The following is a 15,524-nucleotide window of genomic DNA, read 5'->3' as shown; positions in this document are numbered from 1 at the left end:
ATTGAAAAGAGGAGCGAAAAAATGTGGATCGAGGAATTTTTAAAGAAGTTCCATTACCGTGTGCATTTTTGGATGAAGTAGCTTTAGATAGAAATATTCAATCGATTATAGAATTAAGTGGAAATAAGAAGATTCGTATAGCGAGTAAATCGTTACGTTCTGTTCCGGTTATGCAAAAGATTTTAGCTGCAAGTGATCGATTTCAAGGTATTATGTGTTTTTCACCTAGGGAAGCTTTATTTTTAATTGAACAAGGATTCAATGATTTATTGCTCGGATATCCTGCTTATGATGAAAGAGCGTTACATGAAATAAGTTTGCTAACAAAGCAAGGGCTCATTATAACTTGTATGGTGGATTGTGAAGATCATATTATTTATTTAGAAAAAATTGCCGAGAAGTCTAAAGGATGCTTTCGTATTTGCTTAGATATTGATATGAGTAGTCGTTTTTTTAAGTTCCATTTTGGGGTCAAAAGATCACCGGTAAAAGATGTGCAAGGTGCTTTGAAAATAGTAAAAAGGTTGAAAGAATCATCATTTTTAATACTAGATGGTGTAATGGGATATGAAGCCCAAATTGCTGGGGTAGGAGATCACATACCGAATCAACGAGTGAAAAGTAAAGTGATTTCATATTTAAAGAAGAAATCAATGTTAGAAGTTAAAGAAAGAAGAGGACATATCGTAAAAGAAATACAAAATCTAGGTATTGAACTAAGGTTTGTAAATGGGGGAGGCACAGGAAGTATAAAAACAACTGAGCAAGATCATTCAGTTTCAGAGATTACAATAGGTTCGGCTTTTTATGCCCCAAAGCTGTTTGATTATTATAAAGAGGTGCAATTTCATCCAGCTGTCGGATTTGCTTTACCAGTTGTGCGTAAACCAGCCCCAACAATTTACACTTGTCTAGGTGGCGGATATATTGCCTCAGGCGCAATTGGGAAAGATAAAGAACCTGAGATTTGGAGGCCAAATGGCGCCAAACTATTAGCTTTAGAAGGCGCTGGTGAAGTGCAAACACCGATTTTTTATAACGGTGAGGAACGAGTAGAGATAGGAGATTCTATCTTGTTTCGCCATAGTAAAGCTGGAGAATTATGTGAGCGGTTTCCTTTTTTATATTGTGTGAAAGAAGGAGAGATTGTTGGGGAGTATTCAACATATCGGGGGGATGACCAATGCTTTCTATAAAGGGACAAAAATGGAGAAATTGGACAGGGAATGTAGAAGGAACGCCGCATTATACGATGTATCCAGAAAGTATACAAGATGTAGTAGAAGTTATAGAGCTTGCGCGAAAGAAGGGGAAGAAAATTCGTGTTGTCGGTTCAGGACACTCGTTTACACCTCTTGTGCAAACGGAAGAAATTTTAGTTTCTTTAGATGAATTGAAGGGAATTGTGAATATTGATACGGAGAAGATGATTGCCGAAGTATGGGCAGGAACAAAGTTACATGACTTAGGGAAGTTACTTGCAGAAAAAGGTTATGCGCAAGAAAATTTAGGGGATATTGATTCACAATCAATTGCAGGAGCGATTAGTACGGGGACGCATGGAACGGGTATTACCTTTGGAAGTTTATCAACACAAGTTATAGAGATTACGGCAGTTTTATCTACAGGTGAGAGTATGGTTTGTTCGGAAACGGAGAATGTACAATATTGGAGAGCTTTTCAGTTGTCGCTTGGAATGTTAGGTATCATTGTAAAAATAAAACTGAAGGTTATTCCAGCCTATTCACTCGTTTATAAAAGTGAAAAACAGTCATTATCTACTGTAATGAACAAGCTAGAAGAATATAAGAAGAATCGCCACTTTGAATTTTTTGTTTTTCCTTATTCAGATGAAGTGCAGGTGAAAGTTACAAACGAAACAACGGGCAAAAAAAGTGATTTGAAATGGCATAAACTAAAGGTAGAGTTACTAGAAAATAAGATGTTTTCTTTGTTATCTAAAGGATGTAAATGGTTTCCTTCTATAAGTAAAGGAGTAAGTCGATTATCGGCTAAAGCTGTACCGAATACAAAAATAATTGGTCCGAGTTATGAAGTATTTGCTACATCGCGTGCGGTTCCATTTTATGAAATGGAGTATAGTGTTCCTGCAAAGTATATGCAGGCGGTTGTAGAAGAAATTTCAAACCTTATTGAAAAGAAAAAGTATAAAGTGCACTTCCCAATTGAATGCCGTTATGTGAAAAGGGATGACATATGGCTCAGTCCAGCGTATGGAAGAGATTCTGCGTATATAGCGGTTCATATGTATAAAGGTATGAAGTATGCTGCTTATTTTGGTGAGGTGGAGAAAATTTTTCTAAAGTATGAGGGACGCCCGCATTGGGGGAAAATGCATACGTTAACGTACGAAAAATTACAAAATATATATCCAGAATTGCATTCGTTTCTAAAGGTGAGGAAATTATTAGATGAAGCAGAAATGTTTTCAAACCCTTACACAGAAAAGTTGTTTACGATTATGAAAAAAAGCTGACAAAGTATTACTTGTCAGCTTTTTTTAGTATGATCGCATTTCTTGTTTGACTAATGCGCTCGTAAAATAGTAACTTATCACGACTAAATACATGTAATAAAACATGAATAATAAATAGACCGTTAATTACGAGTTGGAATAATACTATAACTATTAATACTAAAGGTTCTTTAACATTTAAGATAGAGCTACTCGAAAGAATATAATTGATTCCGCCTAAAATGAAATAGAATATACCATAACGGATGAATAGTTCCTTCAACGTAATACGATCTGATTGTCCTTTCACGTAAATACGAAGCAATGCTTTACCGATTGTCTTTCCATTCGTAAAGTATGGAATGATAATAAAGTAAATAAAGATCGAACACGTTATGAAAATGAGTTCGTATATGTTCGTGTAAGATTGAATATTAGAAACAAAGAAAGAATTTCCTTTGTTTTTAATGACAGGTACAACGATGGATAAGAAAATCCAATCAATTTGCATCGCGATAAAGCGACGAACGAATCCGACTGGTTTCGTTTCCAAATCAATATGACTATCTAATTCGCTTGCTTTCGGAAGGAAGTACGTAAAAATTGGTGCAATGATAAAGCCGATTACGCCGCCTAATGTATTTAAAAACAGATCATCTATATCAAATAAGCGGTACGCACAATTGTATATACCGTATAGTCCAGTCACTTGTGTTAGCTCGAAAAAGAGTGAAAGACAAAAAGAAATACAAATTGTTTGTAAGAAACTACGTCGGAAATAATACCGTAAGTAAATACCGAATGGAACGGTTAATAGAACGTTAAATGCTACTTGTAAAAACGCAGATTCTTTTAATAGGTAGAAATAAGTAGCTGGTTTCGTTAAAATTGCCGAAGTATGATTACTAATTTCTTGTATGAAATAAAATGGTGATAGTTGCATGTGTTGTGTATTAGCCGGTTGTAGGCTACAAGTATCATATGTTTGTGGTAACGGCAAAATCACAAGAAAATAGGCATTTAATAAGTAAAGTAATAATGAGTACAAAATAAATGAACGCCATTTATTTAAATAACCGTACTTTCGGTAGTTAAATATTAAAAAAGGTATTAAGAGGAACATTGCTAAAATAGGAAATAAAATAAATGCTGTTTTTATTGGAAATATATATGCAGTCAAAATGAAGCTCCTTTCAATGAAAATTCGTTTATCATTATAACGTTAAAAGAAGCGTAAAACAAAATTAAAATATTTCGAAATAGAAAAAATTACAAATTTCAACGGAATTAAGTTATACTAAATTTAATATAATGATATTATGATTATTATAAGTTGAGAGAGGGTACAAAATATGCGATATGAGCTTTTTTCTGTAAGTGGGGATCATATTACAACTTTTGAAAGTGCATGGCGTTTTCAAGAGGGAGAACAGATTTTTGTTCATGATGATCAAATAAAACGAAATTTTATTATTATCCGCCTAACGCATGATGTATTTCAACAAAATAAACATGTTATTCGTTTGTATTGTCAAGAAAAGAAAGTATATGCATAAAAAAACGAGTCGTTCTAGTGTAATAGAATGACTCGCTTTTTGATTTGTAAGTTTCACCTTATAAGAAAATAAGAGTAAGTACACCTACGATAATGCAATAGAAAGAGAAATATTTTAAATTTCCTTTTGCCATAATGTTCATAAACCATTTTAATGAAATATACGTCATGATAAATGTTGCGATAAATGCAACGATATATGGTACGAATAGTGTATCTAGATTTGGATCTTTTGCAATGTCTGTAATACTTAGTAATAAACCACCTAAGCTAACAGGGATATATAGTAAGAATGAGAAACGAAGAGCCGTTTCTTGCTTCATACCAAGTAACATCGCTGCTACGATTGTTGCACCTGATCGGCTTATTCCAGGAATTAGTGCGCAAGCTTGTGCTAATCCGACGATAATTGCGTCTTTCATAGAAAGATCGCCATCATTTTTACGTCCACGCAAGTTTCTAATAATCCAAAGTCCGACAGCGGTAATAAGAAGGGAAATCCCAACCATTTTCACACCTTTTAAGTACTGATCGATGTAATCTTTAAATAAAACACCAATAACACCTGCTGGAATGGTCGCAATAACAAGGTAAATAATAAAGAAGAAATCTGATTTTGCATCTTCTGCTCTTGTAAATGTATAAGATAGACCATTCTTTGTTAGACGAATTAAATCATTTCTATAAATAAGTAATACAGCTAATAATGAAGCTGAATTAACAAGTAGTTCAAAGCTAAACCCTTCGATTTTTAGTCCTAGCAAATGCTGTGCTAAAACGAGGTGACCACTTGAAGAAATCGGAATCGGTTCTGTTAGTCCTTGGAACAGACCAAGAATTAAATATTTTAAAATGTAGTAAAATTGTTCCATAATAACCTCCTTGTTTAATAGTCGAAAGAAACAACTTGTCCATTATAACAAAGATACGGATGAATATTGAGAAGAAATAAATATTCGAAATATAATAAAAATCCCTTATAGCAGTATAAGGGATTTTTATTATTAATGAGAAACTACTGTTTCTTCAAGACTTTTCGTTAATTGAACATCGACTTTCTCAGCATCATGAATGTGATTCATAATAGTAGTATTTAACTTTTGGAACATTTGTTGTGTATTAGCGAATTCTCGTAATATATCATCATTACAAGTTTTTTGGTTTTCAATAGCTTTAATAACATTAGTAGCACCGTTTTGTAACGTTTGAATCATAATTAAAATATTTTCGATTCTAGCGTTTGTATCGGCACTCATTTCTACACCTTCATCGACTAAATGCAAATTATCTTTTGTATTATCGTATGCTTTTTCAATTTCTTCTTGAATTTTTTTCGTTAAGTTGCCGATGTTTTTTGTACTTTCAGCGGTACTTTCTGCTAGTTTTCTTACTTCATTGGCAACGACAGCGAACCCTTTACCGTGTTCTCCAGCACGAGCAGCTTCAATGCTTGCATTTAAAGCAAGTAAATTTGTTTGTGCTGCAATGTTTTGGATGACTTCTACAATTTGCTCAATTTCTTTTGAGCGTTCACTTAAATGATTCATACTATTAGACGTGCGCTGGGATTGTTCACCTAATTTATTAATTACAATAAGTAAACGATGAACAGATTCTTTTCCTTCGTTAGAACAATCAATAATTTCTTCAATAGATTGAATTAAACTTTGTTCTTTTTGTAGCATTTCGTTATTCAGTTCATTGGAATGTGTAGTACGTGTTGAAACATTTTCAAAACATGAGCTTAATTGTTGAACTAAATTTTGAAGTGTATTGTGCTGGTTATTTACAAGTTGATGCTCTTGAACAACGCTTTGTACACGATCGTGGATAGAAGAAATAGTCTCTTGTTGTTCGATATCCTTTTGTTTTAATTCTGCTTCTAGTTCTTGTATACGACTTTCTAATTGATCAATTTTATGTTGGAGTGATTTCTTTTGAGTAAACATATATTTATTTCAACCGCCTTTAGAAGTTATATTTTCTCTATATTTGGATTTTAGCATCTTTTATAATTTTTAAATATAGGAATTGTTAAATATTTAAGAATCTATTACATTTTATGCATAATTCCCTTTTTTTCGTCATGAAAAATAAACTGTATTTAATGGTATTGTAAACAAACTGTAAAATAAATCATGTATAACTGTATAAGAAGGGAGTCGGATTATGAACTATTTTAAGCGAATCAGTAGTCTAGTATTAGCAGGCATTATAGGTCTTTCTAGTACAGTCGCTGTTAAAGCAGAGTCAAACGACGAGAAACTTAACAACATGCAACAGCAATTGCAGCAAAACGATGCAGAAATGCAAAAGAAAGAGCAAGAGAAGCAAGCTGTTAGTAAAGAGATTCAAGGTATCGAAAACGAACTACATAATTTAAATAATACAATTGCAAAAAATAAAGAGGATCAAGCTGCTATTCAACGTAAAATCGATGAAACACATAAGCAGATTGAACAAAAAAAGAAAGAGATTGTCGTTTTAGAGGATAAAGTCCTTGCTCGTAAAGATATTATGAGAAAACGTATGGTTTCTGTTCAAAACAGTTCAAATACAAGTTTAGTAGTAGAAGTTGTAGTAGAGTCAAAAAACTTTGCTGATTTCCTACAACGTATGAATGCAGTTTCTACTATTTTAGAAGCTGATAAAGAAATTTTACGTCTACAAGAACAAGATCTTCGTCAAATTGAAGAAGATAAGAAAACAATTGACGAGAAAGAAGCATCTTTAGTAGTAGACAAACAAAAATTAGCAAAAGCACAAGCTGAACTGCAAGATAACTTGAAAAAGCGTCAAGCTAACTTACAAACAGTTCAAGCTAAATATAATCAGGTGGCAAGCCAACTTAATTTAGCTGCAGAAGAAAAGGCTAAAATCGAATCAAACATGAAGGCAGTACAAGAAACGATTGCTCGTGAGCAAGAAGCAGCAAGAATTGCAGCGGAAGAGCGTGCAAAAGCAGAAGCGGCTGCAAAAGCAGAGCAAGAAGCTTTAGTAAAAGCACAAGCAGAAATTGCTGAAAAGAAAAAGCAAGAACAAGCTAGTAAACCAGCGGAACCAGTTGCTAATAATAATTCGAAGGTAGAACCTGAACAGCCTTCGAAGCCAACTGCTGGTGGAAGAGAGATCTATGTAGAAGCTACAGCTTATACAGCGGATCCAGCTGAAAATGGTTATGCGCCAGGTCAACAAGTATTTTCTGCATGGGGACCTGGTGGTAAAGGTTATAATTTAACTGCAAACCCAGGAATGAAATTAATTGCGGTTGATCCAGCTGTTATTCCATTAGGCTCTACTGTAAAGGTTGACGGGTATGGAGTTGCTATTGCAGCAGACACTGGCGGAGCTATTAAAGGTCACAGAATTGATGTTTTAATGCCAGATAAAGGTTCATCAAGTAGCTGGGGCAGAAGAACAGTTAAAGTTACAATTTTAAACTAACATGTAATCCAACTTTACAATACGTAAAGTTGGATTTTTTTATAATAATAATGTTAAGTTGAGTTTACATTTTGTTAAGGATAGCATACAATGGTGGTGAGAGGTGGTAAATTTGACCATTTTAAATAGAGTGAAGGAATTAAGAGCGCGGTTTAATTTTTCGCAAAGTGTATTAGCAGAAAAGGTTGGAGTGACGAGACAAACAATCGCGGCAATTGAAAAAGGGGATTATGTTCCTTCTTTGTTATTAGCACTTACGATTTGCGATGTATTCGAGCTCAAGATGGAAGATGTGTTTGTTTTAAATAAGGAGGGGGAAGAGGATGAATAGACTTGTATTTTCCTATATGTTGAATGTACTCTTAATGGTATTAGCAGGTTGGGCATTTATTGAGTTGTATTATTTTACTATCGAAGTTGCGAATTTTATTCAAACGAAGAGGGTACCATTTGAAGTTTCGGTGAGTTTAATGCCAATAGGATTGCTTTTAATATTTGGTATTGTATCGACTGTTCTTTATAAAATTCAAAAGAAAAAATATAAAGAGCTATCATATTGGATGTTTCCACTATTATTTCCTCAAGAAGACGAGCGGGAAAAGGCAATTACAGAAAAGGCTTGTCGTACTACATTTATGTCACTATGGTACGTGTTGCCTTGTGCGGTTGGTTTTTTAACGCTTTCTCCAATTGCTAATCTATATGTTCCTGCATATCCAATATATATTGCATTTAGTATTTTCTTTATTCAAATGACAATTTTCCACGTATCTTTATATCGAAATAAAATCGCTTAAAAAGAAACCTTCTTGCACCGGCAAGAAGGTTTCTTTTCAGCTTATACTTGTACATATAGCAATATTATCTTATCATTTTATATAGAGTAAGATTTTGTAAGGGAAAGGAATTGTATATGAATAAGCAAAGAATTTATAGTATAGTAGCAATCCTCCTATTTGTTGTAGGTGGTGTATTAATCGGCAAGCCATTTTATGATGGATATCAAGCTGAAAAGAAACAGACTGAAAATGTACAGGCTGTCCAAAAGATGGATTATGAAAAACATGAGACGGAATTTGTAGATGCTTCAAAAATTAATCAACCAGACTTGGCAGAAGTAGCGAACGCATCTTTAGATAAGAAACAAGTAATTGGTCGTATTTCGATTCCAAGTGTTTCATTAGAACTTCCTGTTTTAAAGTCTTCTACTGAGAAAAACCTATTATCAGGTGCAGCAACAGTAAAAGAAAATCAAGTAATGGGAAAAGGGAATTATGCATTAGCAGGACATAACATGTCTAAAAAAGGTGTTTTATTTAGTGATATAGCGTCTCTAAAAAAAGGCGATAAAATTTATTTGTATGATAATGAAAATGAATATGAATATGTGGTTACTGGTGTATCTGAAGTAACTCCTGATAAATGGGAAGTTGTTGAGGATCACGGGAAAGATGAAATAACACTAATTACATGTGTATCTGTGAAAGATAATTCTAAACGTTATGTTGTTGCTGGTGATTTAGTAGGAACGAAGGCGAAGAAATAAAAAAGATGAGGGGAAATCCCTCATCTTTTTTAATCCATCCATTTTACTAACTTCTTAGAAATTAATAATAAAACACAACCTAAAACGATTGCTACAGCGCCAATTACTGTAAATACTTCAGCATATCCAAGTGAAGTTGTGAAGCTTGCAAGTTGTCCGCCTAAAATGTTAGCGATACCTGAGCTTGCCAACCATACTCCCATTAATAAAGAAGCAAGTTTTACTGGGGCAAGTGCACTAACCATTGATAGTCCAACAGGTGATAAGAATAGCTCACCTAACGTATGGAAAAGATACGTAAAGACGATAAATAGTAAGTTTGCTTTTTCTGTAATGTTATGTTCATCACTACCTGTTTTTAATGTAGCGATAACGAGAATGATATAACCGATACCGAGCAAGATCATACCAAGTCCCATTTTAGTTGGGATTTTTAAATCCCCGCGCTTGCGAGTTGCAAGTTTTGCCCATAATGCTGAAATGACTGGAGCGAGTAAAATAATAAATAATGGATTGACCGATTGGAACCAAGATGTTGGAACTTCCCATCCGAACACAGAACGGTCTACAAATTTGTTTGTATATAATGTTAATGAGCTACCAGCTTGTTCGAAGCCAGCCCAGAAGAAGACAACGAAGCATGTTAAAATGACGATAACTGCAGTACGTTGTTTTTCCTTTTTTGTTAACGGTGTATCTCCAACTGATGGTTGTCCATCTGTTGTTTGTAAATCGCGAGTTGGTTTTTTACCGATATCACCAAGGAAGCGATTTGATAATGTTGTAAATAAAATTTGTCCAATGATCATTCCGATTGAAGCGGCTAAGAAACCGTAACGGAATCCGTAATGTACAACGCCATCAACCGTTGTTTTGAATAAATTTTCTGATAAAAATCCGCAAACGAGTGGAGCTAAAAATGATCCGACGTTAATACCCATATAGAAAATGGTAAATGCACTATCACGTTTTGGATCGTTCTCTTCGTATAATTCCCCAACCAGTGTAGAGATGTTCGGTTTGAAGAATCCATTACCGATAATAATAAGCGCTAATCCGAGGTATAGGCCGACTTGGTTTTGCAAGGCAAATAGTGTAAGGTTACCGATTGCCATTGTTATACCACCAATTGTGATCGCTTTTCGTCTACCTAGAAAACGGTCTGTTAAGTATCCACCAATCATTGGTGTGAAATAACAGGCTCCAGTATAAAATCCGTAAATGGAGAGTGCCCATGCAGGACTAAACCCAAGACCACCGCTTACTAAAGCTGTCGTTAAATATAATGTTAATAATCCTCGTAATCCATAGTAACTAAATCTTTCCCACATTTCTGTAAAGAAGAGTAAGTATAAACCTGGAGGATGTTTCTTTTTTCTTTGTTGTTCTCTTTCTAGTTGTATCGCTGATTCCATGTTATTTTCCTCCTGACACAAACAAAAACAAAGTTAATAATTTTGTATATTTAATATTTTACTTTATTAACTATTATAAGTCAATAAAGGTTGATTTTTCAGAAGAAATTGGAAAAGGGATATAGCTATAGAATGAGTGTTTCTTTTATGTTAGACTATGGACTATGTTTTCTTTGTAAAGAAGCGGTTTATTGCACTTTTTTATATGTGAAATTGATTTCATAAAAGATGAAATTAAAGAAGGAGAAAGAAATGAAATTGTTACAGAAAAAAGAAATTTTACTTATTAGTCTTATGTTATTCTCGATGTTCTTTGGAGCGGGGAATCTTATATTTCCACCTTTCCTTGGGTATGAAGCAGGAGAACATGTGTGGATTTCATTAGTAGGGTTTATTATATCAGCAACAGGTCTTCCGATATTGGGAGTTATTGCGATTGCAAAAGCAGGAAGTTTTCAAACGCTAGCGGGTAGAGTTCATTCTTCATTCGCCATTATTTTTCCGTGTATCGTGTATGTATTTATTGGACCAGGCCTTGGTATTCCGCGTGCAGGAAGTCTAGCTTTTGAAATGGGACCGGGTCAGCTATTTCCGGAAGCGGGTAGCGTAGTCTTATTATGTTACACAGTTATTTTCTTTAGTATTGTGTACTGGTTAAGTTTATCACCGTCTAAATTAATGGGGTTGTTCGGAAAAGTTTTAACACCGTTATTATTAGGTATGATCGCTCTTATCTTTATAAAAAGCATGTTTACATCAGTAGGTAGTGTGAAAGAGGCTGCTGGAAACTATGGACAAGCTCCTATGTTCCAAGGGTTTTTAGATGGGTATTTAACGATGGATGCATTAGCAGCTTTAATTTTCGGGATTGTTATTGCCAATGCTCTTCGTGCAAAAGGTATTGGAGATGATAAAGGGTTAGCGAAATATATGAGTATTGCTGGAATTGGTGCAGGACTATTATTATCTATTATTTACGTCATACTTGGATATGTCGGTTCAATGAGTGGCTCATTGGGAAAATTTGATAATGGTGCACAAGTGTTAGCGCAAGTGATGACTACATTATTTGGACAAGGCGGGGTCGTTTTATTAGGTCTTATTTTTACGATCGCGTGTTTATGTGTGTCAATCGGACTTGTTACATCTTGTAGTCAATTTTTCGCAAGTGCATTTCCGAAAGTAGCTTATAAAGTTTGGGCATTTATATTAAGTTTGGTTAGTATGATTTTAGCTAATTTAGGATTAACACAAATTTTAAAAGTATCCGTACCGATTCTTGGATTTATTTATCCAGTTGCATTAACGCTTATTGTTTTAGGGCTATTCCATAAGTATATTGGGAAGTATGTATACGTATATGCAGTAACTGTTGGAATTGTAGCGGTATTTAGTGCAATCGATATTTTCAATAAAAATGTGATGATAAATCAGTGGACATCAGTATTGAAATACATTCCGTTTTATACAGAAGGTGTTGGATGGATTGTTCCAGCTATTATAGGTGCTGGTATTGGCATTATTGTGAGTAGTGTTTACAAGAAGAAATAAGTAAGAGGTGTTTTCCTATTTCGGAAAACACCTTTCTTTTTTGGAAAAATAGTATTGAAAATGAATAGACTAAGAGTATGATAAAGGTAATTGGTAATATATAGGTTTTGAACGGATAAGGGGGGAGCGTATGAAGGAGGATTTGAATAAGAAAATAGAAGCACTCGAAACGGCAATTGAAACGATTCAAGAAGCACTTTTTGAATTGAAAGCAAAACAAAGAGAAATAGAAGTAGAAAATGCTCAGCAACATGTTAGGACGGAAAAGAAAGAATATATTGAAACGGTGACGGAAGAAAAACAAAAAAAAGAAGTAGTTACAATAAAAGAACCTGTGCAAGAACGTGAGGTAAAACAAGTGGATATATCTGCTTTTAAACGAGAACCATTTAATATTATTAAGTTTTGCCAAACGTGGTTACCGCGCATATTTGTCGGTATTATGTTGCTTGGAGTAATTTGGTTATTTAAAGCAGGGGTAGATGCGGGATTATTAACACCAGCAATACGAATTGTGTTTGGTATTGTCCTATCAATCGGTTTTTATTATATAGGGGATATTCAAATTAAACGCGAGCGGCAAGCGTTAGGGTTAGTATTAGCAGGGGGAAGTATTACGGGTATAGTTTTAACGACATTTGCGGCACATTATTTATATGGATTTATTCCAGCGAGTGTCGCGTTTGTATGTAATATCGCATGGATCATTTTAGGTATTTATATAGCGAAGAGGTATCAATCGGAATATCTTACTATCTTTGTAGCGGTAGGAGCTTTCTTCGTGCCATTCTTATTAAATAGTACGACTCCTAATCCGTATATTTTCTTTGGATATGAGACGATATTAACACTTAGCTTATTATGGTATGCGTTGAAAAATCGTTATCAGTATTTATATATGATTTCTTATGCTGTTGCTGCTATTGTTCTTTTTGTCTTCTTTGCTGTTATGTCAATGTTAGTAGAGGATTTGCAAGTCCAGTTAACAGTAGTTTATGGTTTAATTCACTTACTATTATTTTGGCATATGTTTACGGAGAGAAGTTTTATAGTAGAGCCACGCTTGGCGATATTTAGTGCGAATGCAGTCTTCTTTATATTAGCCATTTCAAAAATACATGAATTTACAACATGGGGATTAATGATAAGTGCACTCGTGCATGCTATTATGTTCGTGTTTGAATATAGGAAGAATAGACATTCTACATTTACCAATCTTTTATTTGGTTTCGCAATGGGGGCCTTTAGTTTAGCGATTTTATATGAGTATAGTTTAGTGAATGCAGCGATTGTACTATTATTACAAGGCTTCCTCGGTATGGTGACTTCTATTAAAGTAAAACAACAGATAAAATTGTATGTTAGTGCGACGGTTTACGCAATTGGAATGATACAGACTATTTTTAGCCCGTTTGATCAATTTATTTCGGCAGGCTTTGTTGCTCATCTTATTTTAATTGGCACGCTCTATTATTGCATGAGACAAGCGAAAGATGTATTAGCGAGTTTTGGCAAGTATGTGTATTCTATAGCACTCTATTGGTTTATGGTGATTGTATTTATTACAATTACTAGAATCGGTGAAGTTTTGTCCACAGATGGAAGCATAATAAGTGTATCTGTATCGTTATTATGGATGGTGTATGCATTATTTGCAGTTTGGCTTGGCCGGAATAAAAATATGAATGAAATATTATATGCCGGCTTAGTCGTATTAGTCGTAACGATAGGAAAGCTATTCCTTCTAGACTTACCAGAAGTTTCAATGATAATTAGGGCAGTGTTATTCTTAATCGTAGGAAGTATAGGCATCGTTATTTCAAGAATGTTTTTCTCAAAAGAAGAGAAATGAGAAGAAGGCAATCCATATCCGGATTGCCTTTTTCATTATTTCTTATTAATCGTTACAGTCTCACTATATTTCGCTGTTGTATTTTGACGTAGACGAAGTGTTGCTTGTCCAGTCGTATTTGGATCGATTTGTACGTTCACAATTTTTTCAGCAGAACCTAAGCTGTTTGTTGTGAAAGAAAATGCACTACTATATCCGAAAGTAGATGGCCAAGTGCCGTTTGTATTTTGAACTTTTGCTACTTGTGTACCGCCAGTAGTGAATATACCTAAAGAATAATTATTGTATGTTGTGTTTGGTAATAAGTTATTTACTTGAATTTTGATTTGGAACACTTCATTGTTTGGTAGAGTGCTAGGGTGTGTAACTACGTAGTCATTTGCTGTTACTGCACCGTTATAGCCATATGAACCAGGTTTAAAAGTATTTGTATTAAACCATTGATAACCTGCATTTGGCGCACTCCAAGGTTCAGGTTGTGGCTCAGTTGATAAGCTTGGTTGTTCAAATGTTTGTAAAGTGGTAGGTAAATCAAGTTGTAAACCATTTACTTGGTCTAAACTTGTAAATGTTTCTTTATTCGATAGCCAATTTACGATATTTTCTAGTAAAATCGCATCGTTTTCTTCTTTATATCCATCGTAAGTTTTCTTTGTTTGGCCAGAGTCTTCACGAACGTATTTTGGCGTAGCATCTTCAACAGGAGAAGAGTCTCCAATAAAGGCAGCTTTTCCAAGTCCTACTTTTGCGATAGCAGCATAAGGACCCTCTGCAACACCACCGCCGTTATACACACCGCTATCAACAGCGTTATTCCATTTTGCTGGGTTTTCTGGAAGATAAACAAGTCCTTTTGCTAGTTTTGGATTTGTAATTGCTAAAGTAGAACCAGCATGCATTGCTACAGATGAAACCCCTTCTGTAATTCCGAATGATTGTTCAGGTGATACAATATTTTTAGCGGAAACATCGCCGATTGCGTTATAGCGGAATCGAATACCGAAGTTGTCAGATAGCCAATCAGAGCTTTCTACTCCTTGCATAGCTTGTGAATTGGCTTCTTCGTTAGACATTCCTTTTGCTGGATTATCCCAAGCACCGCGTCTATATCCGTTAAATACTTCAGAAGAGTCCCAGCGATTTTTATTACGATCTGCATTATAATGATCGGCAATGAAGAAGATACTACCGCCATTTTTTACGTATTGTAACATAGCATCTTGTTCAGATTTTTTGTAAGGAATATTTGCTTCTGGAACGATAAACACATTGTAGTCTTTTAAATCTTCGTATGTAATCGGTGTTGATTTACGAAGTTCTTTTACATGATAGCCGTTTTGGGCAATGCCGTTTCCGAAATCAGAAAAGCCACCATCGATAACCCAGTCAGCAGTCCCGGCAGTTTGACCGTGTGTATTATCGAATAATACTTTCTTCCCATTGTTTTGATTTACAACTTTTGCAGCAATTTCAGGAGCTGGGTCTACAGAGCTTTCGGCATAAGTAGATGGTATGAACGAAGCCCCTATACTTAGTGTAATTGCTGTTGCTAAAGAAAATGTAATCCATTTTTTATTCTTCATAGAAGAATCCCCCTAATAATAAATATATGTGCTTTAATAATGTAATTTATTTTTCTGTAAAAATAAAGACGGAAAACATAAAAAATATTAAAAATTTGTAAA

At 34.6% G+C, this 15,524-nt stretch carries 14 protein-coding genes; 9 read left to right on the top strand and 5 right to left on the bottom strand.

Going from position 1 to position 15,524, the window contains the following annotated elements; genetic code table 11:
- The first annotated feature begins 23 nt into the window (after positions 1-23).
- Together MR070_RS18745 and MR070_RS18740 are read left to right on the top strand one after the other, a co-directional pair.
- The gene (locus MR070_RS18745; protein ID WP_242261781.1) at positions 24-1,196 is read left to right on the top strand and encodes an amino acid deaminase/aldolase; all 1,173 of its coding nucleotides are present in this window, start codon (positions 24-26) and stop codon (positions 1,194-1,196) included.
- Positions 1,184-2,497, top strand: a complete 1,314-nt coding sequence (locus MR070_RS18740; RefSeq protein WP_000948919.1) for a D-arabinono-1,4-lactone oxidase — start codon at positions 1,184-1,186, stop codon at positions 2,495-2,497. The genes MR070_RS18745 and MR070_RS18740 overlap by 13 nt, the downstream gene beginning before the upstream one ends.
- Positions 2,498-2,504: 7 nt before the next feature.
- On the opposite strand, the gene MR070_RS18735 is transcribed toward MR070_RS18740, so the two are convergent.
- Positions 2,505-3,656: a VanZ family protein gene (locus MR070_RS18735; RefSeq protein WP_000127969.1), complete on the bottom strand. Its 1,152-nt coding sequence runs from the start codon at positions 3,654-3,656 to the stop codon at positions 2,505-2,507.
- 172 nt (positions 3,657-3,828) lie between these two features.
- On the opposite strand from MR070_RS18735, the gene MR070_RS18730 reads away from it, so the two are divergent.
- Positions 3,829-4,032: a hypothetical protein gene (locus MR070_RS18730; protein ID WP_001268330.1), complete on the top strand. Its 204-nt coding sequence runs from the start codon at positions 3,829-3,831 to the stop codon at positions 4,030-4,032.
- A 58-nt stretch (positions 4,033-4,090) separates the two neighbouring features.
- On the opposite strand, the gene MR070_RS18725 is transcribed toward MR070_RS18730, so the two are convergent.
- Positions 4,091-4,903: an undecaprenyl-diphosphate phosphatase gene (locus MR070_RS18725; RefSeq protein ID WP_242261780.1), complete on the bottom strand. Its 813-nt coding sequence runs from the start codon at positions 4,901-4,903 to the stop codon at positions 4,091-4,093.
- Positions 4,904-5,035: 132 nt separating this feature from the next.
- Positions 5,036-5,716, bottom strand: coding sequence for a methyl-accepting chemotaxis protein (locus MR070_RS18720; RefSeq protein WP_372465543.1), 681 nt, complete (start codon positions 5,714-5,716; stop codon positions 5,036-5,038).
- 484 nt (positions 5,717-6,200) lie between these two features.
- Between MR070_RS18720 and MR070_RS18715 the strand changes: the two genes are divergently transcribed.
- From MR070_RS18715 to MR070_RS18700, 4 genes are all read left to right on the top strand, one after another.
- Positions 6,201-7,475, top strand: coding sequence for a 3D domain-containing protein (locus tag MR070_RS18715; protein WP_087955388.1), 1,275 nt, complete (start codon positions 6,201-6,203; stop codon positions 7,473-7,475).
- Between the two features lie 112 nt (positions 7,476-7,587).
- Entirely contained in the window at positions 7,588-7,806 is a 219-nt protein-coding gene (locus MR070_RS18710; protein ID WP_000154009.1) for a helix-turn-helix transcriptional regulator, read from the top strand.
- Positions 7,799-8,272 carry a hypothetical protein gene (locus tag MR070_RS18705; protein WP_001081111.1) on the top strand — a complete coding sequence of 158 codons (474 nt, stop codon included), beginning with the start codon at positions 7,799-7,801 and terminating at the stop codon, positions 8,270-8,272. The genes MR070_RS18710 and MR070_RS18705 overlap by 8 nt, the downstream gene beginning before the upstream one ends.
- Positions 8,273-8,388: 116 nt before the next feature.
- Positions 8,389-9,021 carry a class A sortase gene (locus MR070_RS18700; RefSeq protein ID WP_001041722.1) on the top strand — a complete coding sequence of 211 codons (633 nt, stop codon included), beginning with the start codon at positions 8,389-8,391 and terminating at the stop codon, positions 9,019-9,021.
- 29 nt (positions 9,022-9,050) lie between these two features.
- Here MR070_RS18700 and MR070_RS18695 read toward each other — a convergent pair whose 3' ends face one another.
- A complete protein-coding gene (locus MR070_RS18695; protein ID WP_000443147.1) occupies positions 9,051-10,436 on the bottom strand; it encodes a peptide MFS transporter in 1,386 nt (461 codons plus the stop codon).
- Between the two features lie 252 nt (positions 10,437-10,688).
- On the opposite strand from MR070_RS18695, the gene brnQ1 reads away from it, so the two are divergent.
- Entirely contained in the window at positions 10,689-11,987 is a 1,299-nt protein-coding gene (gene brnQ1, locus MR070_RS18690) for a branched-chain amino acid transport system II carrier protein BrnQ1 (RefSeq protein WP_242261779.1), read from the top strand.
- A gap of 130 nt (positions 11,988-12,117) precedes the next feature.
- On the top strand, positions 12,118-13,839 hold the full coding sequence (locus tag MR070_RS18685; protein ID WP_242261778.1) for a DUF2339 domain-containing protein: 1,722 nt from the start codon (positions 12,118-12,120) through the stop codon (positions 13,837-13,839).
- A gap of 35 nt (positions 13,840-13,874) precedes the next feature.
- Here MR070_RS18685 and MR070_RS18680 read toward each other — a convergent pair whose 3' ends face one another.
- Positions 13,875-15,422, bottom strand: coding sequence for a DNA-binding protein (locus MR070_RS18680; protein WP_000791495.1), 1,548 nt, complete (start codon positions 15,420-15,422; stop codon positions 13,875-13,877).
- Between the last annotated feature and the right edge of the window lie 102 nt (positions 15,423-15,524).

This window comes from Bacillus cereus group sp. BfR-BA-01453 (genome assembly GCF_022662915.1).
Taxonomy (GTDB): Bacteria; Bacillota; Bacilli; order Bacillales; family Bacillaceae_G; genus Bacillus_A; species Bacillus_A paranthracis.
This window is presented reverse-complemented; position numbering and strand designations above follow the sequence as displayed.

What these genes read in the sequence shown, in the direction of transcription:
- MR070_RS18740 (WP_000948919.1), top strand. Translation starts at nt 1,184, where the DNA reads ATGCTTTCTATAAAGGGACAAAAATGGAGAAATTGGACAGGGAATGTA.
- MR070_RS18730 (WP_001268330.1), top strand. Translation starts at nt 3,829, where the DNA reads ATGCGATATGAGCTTTTTTCTGTAAGTGGGGATCATATTACAACTTTT.
- MR070_RS18725 (WP_242261780.1), bottom strand. Translation starts at nt 4,903, where the DNA reads ATGGAACAATTTTACTACATTTTAAAATATTTAATTCTTGGTCTGTTC.
- MR070_RS18720 (WP_372465543.1), bottom strand. Translation starts at nt 5,716, where the DNA reads ATGCTACAAAAAGAACAAAGTTTAATTCAATCTATTGAAGAAATTATT.
- MR070_RS18715 (WP_087955388.1), top strand. Translation starts at nt 6,201, where the DNA reads ATGAACTATTTTAAGCGAATCAGTAGTCTAGTATTAGCAGGCATTATA.
- MR070_RS18705 (WP_001081111.1), top strand. Translation starts at nt 7,799, where the DNA reads ATGAATAGACTTGTATTTTCCTATATGTTGAATGTACTCTTAATGGTA.
- MR070_RS18700 (WP_001041722.1), top strand. Translation starts at nt 8,389, where the DNA reads ATGAATAAGCAAAGAATTTATAGTATAGTAGCAATCCTCCTATTTGTT.
- MR070_RS18695 (WP_000443147.1), bottom strand. Translation starts at nt 10,436, where the DNA reads ATGGAATCAGCGATACAACTAGAAAGAGAACAACAAAGAAAAAAGAAA.
- brnQ1 (WP_242261779.1), top strand. Translation starts at nt 10,689, where the DNA reads ATGAAATTGTTACAGAAAAAAGAAATTTTACTTATTAGTCTTATGTTA.
- MR070_RS18685 (WP_242261778.1), top strand. Translation starts at nt 12,118, where the DNA reads ATGAAGGAGGATTTGAATAAGAAAATAGAAGCACTCGAAACGGCAATT.
- MR070_RS18680 (WP_000791495.1), bottom strand. Translation starts at nt 15,422, where the DNA reads ATGAAGAATAAAAAATGGATTACATTTTCTTTAGCAACAGCAATTACA.